Source organism: Saccharopolyspora sp. 7B (assembly GCF_020177435.1).
Taxonomy (GTDB): domain Bacteria; phylum Actinomycetota; class Actinomycetes; order Mycobacteriales; family Pseudonocardiaceae; genus Saccharopolyspora_C; species Saccharopolyspora_C gregorii.
Genome location: NZ_JAIUKC010000236.1, coordinates 1 through 5,988, shown reverse-complemented (window position 1 = coordinate 5,988; position 5,988 = coordinate 1). Strand labels below are relative to the sequence as shown.

General features: G+C 72.3%; 6 protein-coding genes. 1 reads left to right on the top strand and 5 read right to left on the bottom strand.

The window, feature by feature from the left end:
- Window positions 1-128: 128 nt before the first annotated feature.
- The 5 genes from LCD33_RS27735 to gap all read right to left on the bottom strand — a co-directional run bounded on the left by LCD33_RS27735 (window position 129) and on the right by gap (window position 4,541).
- Window positions 129-470, bottom strand: a complete 342-nt coding sequence (locus tag LCD33_RS27735; protein ID WP_224957704.1) for an RNA polymerase-binding protein RbpA — start codon at window positions 468-470, stop codon at window positions 129-131.
- Window positions 471-553: 83 nt separating this feature from the next.
- On the bottom strand, window positions 554-787 hold the full coding sequence (gene secG / locus LCD33_RS27730; RefSeq protein WP_224957705.1) for a preprotein translocase subunit SecG: 234 nt from the start codon (window positions 785-787) through the stop codon (window positions 554-556).
- Between the two features lie 393 nt (window positions 788-1,180).
- The gene (gene tpiA / locus LCD33_RS27725; protein WP_224957706.1) at window positions 1,181-1,966 is read right to left on the bottom strand and encodes a triose-phosphate isomerase; all 786 of its coding nucleotides are present in this window, start codon (window positions 1,964-1,966) and stop codon (window positions 1,181-1,183) included.
- Between the two features lie 56 nt (window positions 1,967-2,022).
- Entirely contained in the window at window positions 2,023-3,225 is a 1,203-nt protein-coding gene (gene pgk / locus LCD33_RS27720; protein WP_224957707.1) for a phosphoglycerate kinase, read from the bottom strand.
- 305 nt (window positions 3,226-3,530) lie between these two features.
- Window positions 3,531-4,541 carry a type I glyceraldehyde-3-phosphate dehydrogenase gene (gap, locus tag LCD33_RS27715; RefSeq protein WP_224957708.1) on the bottom strand — a complete coding sequence of 337 codons (1,011 nt, stop codon included), beginning with the start codon at window positions 4,539-4,541 and terminating at the stop codon, window positions 3,531-3,533.
- 366 nt (window positions 4,542-4,907) lie between these two features.
- On the opposite strand from gap, the gene LCD33_RS27710 reads away from it, so the two are divergent.
- A complete protein-coding gene (locus LCD33_RS27710; RefSeq protein WP_224967586.1) occupies window positions 4,908-5,876 on the top strand; it encodes a glycoside hydrolase family 16 protein in 969 nt (322 codons plus the stop codon).
- The last annotated feature ends 112 nt before the right edge of the window (window positions 5,877-5,988 follow it).

The window sequence follows — 5,988 nt, the reverse complement described above, 5'->3', positions numbered from 1 at the left end:
CGCGCCCCCCCCCCCCCCCCCCGCCGCGCCCGCGCCCCCCCCCCCGCCGCCCCGCGGCGCCGCCCCGCCCCCCCCCCGCCGCGGCGCGCCCCGCCCCCCCCCCCCCCCCCCCCGCGGTGGACCCGCCGTCAGCGCCCCTGGCGCTTCTTCAGCTTCGTCAACGCCTCTTCGAGGATGGCCATGCCGTCGGAGTCGCTGCGCCGCTCCTTGACGTACGCCAAGTGGCTCTTGTACGGCTCGTTGCGCCGCGCCTCCGGCGGGTTCTGCTCGTCCTGGCCCGCGGGCAGCCCGCAGCGGGGGCAGTCCCACTGGTCCGGCACCTCGGCGTCCATCGAGAAGAACGGCCGCGTGTGGTGGCCGTTGGCGCACCAGTAGTCGACCCGCCTGCGCGGTGCCGACTCGCCCCGCTCCGACTCGCCCATCGGGCCCGCGCCGACGCGCGTGCCTCGGATCGCGTTACCGCCAGTCATGCACTCTCACCCACCAAGCCGCACGGAGGACCGGCCGCACCGGCCGGCCGCTGTTGGTCAACCGCTGCCAGCTCGCCGGACCGTCAACCGATCTTGATCAGCAGCCCGGTACCGATGATGCAGATCACCCAGACCGCGATGACCACGATCGTGATCCGGTCGAGGTTCTTCTCCGCCACGCTGGAACCCGACAGGCTCGACTGCATGCCACCGCCGAAGAGCGAGGAGAGCCCGCCGCCCTTGGCCCGGTGCAGCAGGACCAGCAGCACCAGCAGCACGCTCGTCAGGATCAGGCCGATCTGCAGGATTAGATTCATCACGTCCTCGTTCACACAGCGGTTCGCCACCGAGAGTACCGGTTGGCGTTCGTCCGGTGGACCGCCGTCCGCCTTAGCGCCGGTGTTCCACCGCGGTCGGTGGGTGCACCGCCCCCGCCGCCGAGGTCACGCGGCCGGGGGGGGGGGGGGGGGGGGCCCGGGGGGGCCGGGGGGGGGGGGGGGGGCGGGGGCCCCCCCCCCCCCCGCCCCGCGCGGGGGGGGGGGCGGGGCCGGGGGCGCGGNCCCCCCACCCACCCCCACGCCCACCCCGCCCCCCCCCCCCCCCCCCCCGGCGCCCCGGCCCCCCCCCCCCCGCGGCGGCCCCCCCCCGCCCCCCCCGGCCCCGGGGGGGGGGGGGCTCGCCGGGCCGGCCCGTGCGGACCGGCCGGAGCATCAGGGCAGCGGGCCGCCCGCCGCCATCGCACTGAGCTTGGTGAACTCGTCGCCGTTGAGGCTCGCACCGCCGACGAGCGCGCCGTCCACGTCGGTCTGCGCGATCAGCTCACCGATGTTGCTGGACTTGACCGAGCCGCCGTAGAGCACCCGCACCTCGTCGGCGATCTCCTTGCCGTACTTCTCGGCCAGCGCCGCGCGCAGCGCCGCGCACACCTCCTGCGCGTCGTCGGCGGTGGCGACCTTGCCGGTGCCGATGGCCCACACCGGTTCGTAGGCGACCACGACGGAGCGGACCTGCTCCGCCTTGAGGCCCTTCAGCGCGTTGATCAGCTGGGTGGTGCAGTGCTCGACGTGCCCGCCGGATTCACGGACGTCGAGCTGCTCGCCGACGCAGAGGATCGGCGACATGCCGTTCTTCAGCGTGGCCCGCACCTTGCGGCCGACGACCTCGTCGGTCTCCGCGTGGTACTCGCGGCGCTCGGAGTGCCCGACGACCACGTAGCTGCACCCGAGCTTGGCGAGCATCGGGCCGGACACGTCACCGGTGTAGGCGCCGGAGTCGTGCTCGGAGACGTCCTGCGCGCCGTGCTTGAGCAGCAGCTTGTCGCCGTCGATCAGGGTCTGCACGCTCCGGATGTCGGTGAACGGCGGGATGACCGCCACCTCGACCTTCGCGAAGTACTTCTCGGGCAGCGCGAAGGCGACCTTCTGCACCAGGGCGATCGCTTCCAGGTGGTTCAGGTTCATCTTCCAGTTGCCCGCGATCAGCGGAGTCCTGGCCATGCGGAGTCCTTTCCTGCGGCGGAGCCGCTAGTCACCACGCTCGACGGTTCGGGCGGTCAGGCTTCGCCTTCGAGGACCGCGACACCCGGCAGGTCCTTGCCTTCGAGGAATTCCAGCGAAGCGCCGCCACCGGTGGAGATGTGCGAGAACCCGTCCTCGGGCAGGCCGAGGGTGCGGACCGCGGCCGCGGAGTCGCCGCCACCGACGACGCTGAACGCGTCGGAGTCGACGATGGCCTGCGCGACGCCCCGGGTGCCCGCGGCGAACGCCTCGAACTCGAAGACGCCGGCGGGGCCGTTCCAGAACACGGTGCCCGCGGTGCGCAGGGCGTCGGCGAACAGCTCGACGCTGCGCGGCCCGATGTCCAGGCCCATCCACCCCTCGGGGATGGCGTCGGCCTCGACGACCCGCGTGTTCGCGTCGGCGGCGAACGCGTCGGCGACGACCACGTCGACGGGCAGCACCAGCTTGTCGCCGTGCTCCGCGAGCAGTTCGCGGGTGGCGTCGAGCTGGTCGTTCTGCAGGAGCGACGACCCGACCTGGTGGCCTTGCGCGGCCAGGAAGGTGTAGGCCATGCCGCCGCCGATGAGCAGCTTGTCGACCTTCGGCAGCAGTGCCTCGATCACGCCGAACTTGTCGGAGACCTTGGACCCGCCGAGCACCACCACGTAGGGCCGTCGCGGGTCGCCGACGAGGGTGCGCAGCACGTCCACTTCGGACAGCACCAGTCCGCCCGCGTAGCCCGGCAGCAGCTTCGCCACGTCGTAGACGGAGGCCTGCTTGCGGTGCACCACGCCGAAGCCGTCGGAGACGAACGCCGCGCCGTCGCCGACCAGCTCGGCCAGCTCGCGGGCGAACGCGCCGCGCTCGGCGTCGTCCTTGCTGGTCTCGCGCGGGTCGAACCGCACGTTCTCCAGCAGCGCCACCGAACCGTCGGCCAGCCCCTCCACCACGGAGCGGGCGGAGTCCCCGGTCACGTCACCGGCCACCGCCACCTCGGCGCCCAGCAGCTCACCGAGCCTGCGCGCCACCGGTACCAGCGAGAACTGCGGGTCCGGCTCGCCCTTCGGGCGGCCGAGGTGGGCGGTGACGACGACGCGCGCACCGGCCCCGGTCAGCTTCTCGATCGTCGGCAGCGAGGCCCGCACCCGGCCGTCGTCGGTGATCTCGTCGCCGTCCAGCGGAACGTTGAGGTCGGCGCGCACCAGAACGCGACGCCCCCGAACTCCTTCGGACAGCAGATCGTCGAGGTTCTTCACGTCTGCTCCTCACATGAAAGAGAAGGCCCGCACGAGCACGGCTCATGCGGGACCTTCAACAAGCTTCCGACAGCCCGAACTCGTGAGCCCGCCGCCCGAGCGTCCGCTCCCCGGCCGACCATCGTCCGGTCAGCGGCGAAGCCGCTGAGCAGCGACCACGCACGCAGCCGGACCACCGGCGGGTTCTCAGGTGGCCTCTCGCGAGGACGGCTTTTTCCCTCGTGGCGGAGCCACTTGGGAAAAAGATCCCGCAGCGAGGGGACACCTGAGGTTCCGCTACCCGAGCTCAGAGCAGAACGAGCCCGTCAGGACAGCTTAGAACCGATCAAGGCGGAAAGGTCGGCGAGGCGGTTGGAGTAGCCCCACTCGTTGTCGTACCACCCGACGATCTTGACCTGGTCGCCGATGACCTTGGTCAGCGGCGCGTCGAAGACCGTGGAGGCCGGGTCGGTCACGATGTCGCTGGAGACGATCGGGTCCTCGCTGTAGCGCAGCACGCCCTTGAGCTTGCCCTCGCCGGCGGCGGCGCGGAACGCGGCGTTGACCTCTTCGACGGAGGTCTCCTTGCCCACGGTCGCGGTGAGGTCGGTGACCGAACCGGTCGGCACCGGCACGCGCATCGCGTAGCCGTCGAGCTTGCCGTTGAGCTCCGGCAGCACCAGGCCGATGGCCTTGGCCGCACCGGTGCTGGTCGGCACCACGTTGATCGCGGCACCCCGGGCGCGGCGCAGGTCCTTGTGCGGGCCGTCCTGCAGGTTCTGGTCCGCGGTGTAGGCGTGCACCGTGGTCATCAGACCGCGCTGGATGCCGAACGTGTCGTCGAGCACCTTGACCATGGGGGCCAGGCAGTTCGTGGTGCAGGACGCGTTCGAGATGATCGTCTGCGAGCCGTCGTACTTGTCGTCGTTGACGCCCAGCACCACGGTCAGGTCCTCGCCCTTGGCGGGCGCGGAGATGACGACCTTCTTGGCGCCGCCCTCGTCGACGTGCTTGCGGGCGTCCGCGGCGTTGGTGAAGAAGCCGGTGGACTCGACGACCACGTCCACGCCCAGGTCGCCCCAGGGCAGCTTGCCCGGGTCGCGCTCGGCCAGGATCTTGATCTGCTTGCCGCCCACCTCGATGCCCTCGTCGGTGACCTTGACGTCCTGCTCGAGGCGCCCGAGGACGCTGTCGTACTTGAGCAGGTGGGCCATCGTCGCGACATCGCCCAGGTCGTTGGCGGCCACGATCTCGATGTCGTGGTCGCTGGCGGTCGCGGCCCGCCAGAAGTTCCGCCCGATGCGGCCGAAGCCGTTGATCCCTACGCGAACGGTCACGCCTATCTCCTCGTGACTGACCCTGCCGCCTCGACGCGACGGGTGAGCGGTTGATGGACTCCTCAGCACCCTATCTGTCCGCGCCAACTGCGCAGACGACCGGGCGCGCGCCTTCCGGAACAATCATGGCGCAGCTCGCCCCGGCGCGACCGATGATCACCCGCTCGTGCCGCGATGTCTGCCTTTCGGGTGCCCCTACGTGCTGCATCCGCCGGTTGACCGCCGTGAGAGCGCTCTCAAGAATGTGCTGGTCGGTCGTGATCGACGTCTCTGCACCGGTACCGCCTCCGCGGCGGGGCCGGGCGGAGCGCGGTGGCCGGCGAGGCCCGGCGCCCGGCCGGGCCCGACCCGAGGGAGGACTGCGCGATGGCGCTGCCCGGAAGATCACGGAACCGGACGACGACGGGGACGGCTCCGCGCGGGCGCGGCCGGCTGGCCGCGGCCGCGCTCGCCGCGGGGATCGGCCTGACCGGTCTGGTCACCGCCCCGGCCGGGGCCGACGTCCCGCCGCCGGACGAGGGCTGGACGCTGACCTTCGGCGACGACTTCACCGGCGCGGCGGGTGCCGCCCCCGGCGACGACTGGCAGGTCGACACCGGCCGCGGCTACCCGGGCGGACCGGACGGCTGGGGCACCGGCGAGGTGCAGACCTACACCGCCGATCCGGAGAACCTGCAGCAGGACGGCGACGGCAACCTGGCGATCACCCCGCGCCGGGACGAGTCCGGGGCCTGGACCTCGTCGCGGATCGAGACGCGGCGCGGCGACTTCAAGGCCGCCGAGGGCGGCGTGCTGCGCATCGAGGGCCGCATCCGGATGCCGGACGTGGCCGCGGACGGGGCGCTGGGCTACTGGCCCGCGTTCTGGGCGCTGGGCTCGCCGTACCGCGAGGACCTGTGGAGCTGGCCCACCATCGGCGAGTTCGACATCATGGAGAACGTCAACGCCGAGAACCGCGTGTACGGCGTGCTGCACTGCGACGTCTCCCCCGGCGGTTCCTGCGACGAGACCGACGGCCTGGCCGCGAGCCGGGAGTGCCCGGACAGCACCTGCCAGGAGGCGTTCCACACCTACCGGTTCGAGTGGGACCGCAGCGGCGAGGTCGAGGAGCTGCGCTGGTACGTGGACGGGCAGCAGTACCACTCGGTGCGCGAGTCCGATGTGGACGCCGCGGCGTGGCGGAGCATGACCGAGCACGACGGGTACTTCGTGCTGCTCAACGTCGCGGTCGGCGGCCAGTTCCCGGACAAGAACTCCGGGATCACCACGCCGACCGACGCGACGGAGCCGGGGCACCCGATGCTCGTCGACTACATCGCCGTCTACAACCGGTGATCCGCGTGCGGGGGGGGCCTCCGCACCGGAGGCCCCGCCCACGCAGCCGGAATCGCACGCGACACCCGGCGGAACAGGAGGTGCGCGGTGAACGTCCTGCCGCCCGCGCCCA